The 1,695-nt window shown below is 72.9% G+C and carries 2 protein-coding genes; both read right to left on the bottom strand.

The genetic code is table 11. The features are described 5' to 3' along the window. On the bottom strand, positions 1 to 1,245 hold a 1,245-nt coding region (locus AC1D01_RS33560; RefSeq protein WP_477873795.1), incomplete at its 3' end, for a sensor histidine kinase. Beyond that, on the bottom strand, positions 1,242 to 1,695 hold a 454-nt coding region (locus AC1D01_RS33555), incomplete at its 5' end, for a response regulator transcription factor (protein ID WP_477873794.1). The genes AC1D01_RS33555 and AC1D01_RS33560, both read right to left, overlap by 4 nt.

The raw sequence follows: 1,695 nt of genomic DNA, 5'->3' as shown, positions 1-1,695 counted from the left end.
GCCGTGCGCCTGCGCGACCAGCCGGCACAGGTACAGCCCGAGGCCGACGCCGCCGGTGGCGCGCTGGCGCGAGCGGTCGAGCCGGTAGAAGGCCTGGCTGAGCTGCGCCAGCTGCTCCGGCGGTACGCCGGGGCCGTGGTCGCGCACGGCGAGCGTCACGCTGCCGTCATCCTCGAGCCGGGTGCTGACGAGCGGCGGTCGTGGCGCGTCGGCCGCGTGGCGCAGCGCGTTGTCGACCGCGTTGCGCAGCAGCAGCCGCAGCCGCACGCGGTCGAGCGCCAGCATCGGCAGCCCCGGCGCGAGCTGCCGGCCGACCGGCTGGCCCGCGAAATGTGTCGCCAGCGTGTCGGCGACCAGCGCATTCAGGTCGGTCGGCTCGCGCTGCAGCGCGGCATGGCCGGACGCCAGGCGCTCGCTTTCCAGCAGGTCGCTGACCAGGTCGCGCATCTCGGCCAGGTCGCGCAGCAGCGCGGTGCGCTCCGGGCTGTCGTCGACCAGCTCGGCGTTCACCCGCGCCCGCGTCAGCGGCGAGCGCAGCTCATGGCTGATGGACAGCAGCAGCCCGCGCTTGGCATCGAGCATTGCTCGGATCTCGGTGGCCATCGTGTTGACCTGGCGGGCCAGCTCGCCGAGCTCGTCGTCGCGGCGCACCGGGATCGGCTCGTCGAACTCGCCGCGGCCGAAGCGGATCGCGCCGGCGCGGATGTCGTCCAGCGGGCGCATCAGCCGCCGCACATGGCCGAACGCCAGCCAGGTGATCACCAGCAGCAGCGTCAGCGTGCCCCAGCCGACCCACTTCGGGTGCGAGGCCGGGCCGGGCGGCGCGAGGCCGAACACCAGCCGGTGGCCGTCGGCCAGCGTGCGGATGTGCACCATGCCTTCCGGGTTGCCGGGCGACGGGATGCGCTGCCACGGCGCCGAGCGCTGCGGGTGCGAGTCCGGGTGTGAATCCCATCGCACCTGCGGCCCGTCGATCAGCAGCGAGATCGGCAGCCGCGCGACCAGCGCCTTCGCGCGCTCGATGTCGGGCGGCGTGCCGATGTCGGCGGCCAGCAGCGTGACGTAGTCGGACAGCAGCGGCCGGCCCCAGCCCTGCCAGCCCAGGCGCACCACCTCCTTCATGCCGACCAGGAAGATCACGGTGGTGCCGATGGCCAGCAGCAGGAACAGCCGCACCAGCTTCCACTTCAGCGAGTGCTTCACCCGCTGGCGGGCCTGGTGCCACGGCCGCGACCAGCGGTTCATGGGGCGCGGTTCCCGGTGCGCCCGGCCGCGAAGCGGTAGCCCGCGTTGCGCAGCGTCTTGATGCAGTCCAGCGGTTCGAGCTTCTTGCGCAGCCGGCTCACGAGGATGTCGACCGCGCGGGTGACGAGGTCGTCGGCCGACTGGCCGCGCAGCTGCTCGAGGATTTCCTCACGCGAGAACACCTTGCCCGGCATCTTCGCCAGCAGCGCGAGCAGCTCGAACTCCATGCTGGTCAGCTCGACGGCCATGCCGTCGCGGCGCGCCTCGCGGCGTTCGAGGTCGATCTGCAGGCCGTCGAAGTTCAGCACCGTGGCGACGCCCAGGCGCAGCGAGACCGGCCGCGTGCGGCGCAGGATGGCCTGCAGCCGCACCAGCAGCTCGCGCGGCTCGATGGGCTTGGGCAGGTAGTCGTCGGCACCGAGTTCCATGCCGACGACGCGGTCCATCACG

Source organism: Rhizobacter sp. P3_B12, from assembly GCF_056402895.1.
Note: the sequence above shows the minus strand (reverse complement) of the source record. Positions and strands in the feature narration are given on the sequence as shown.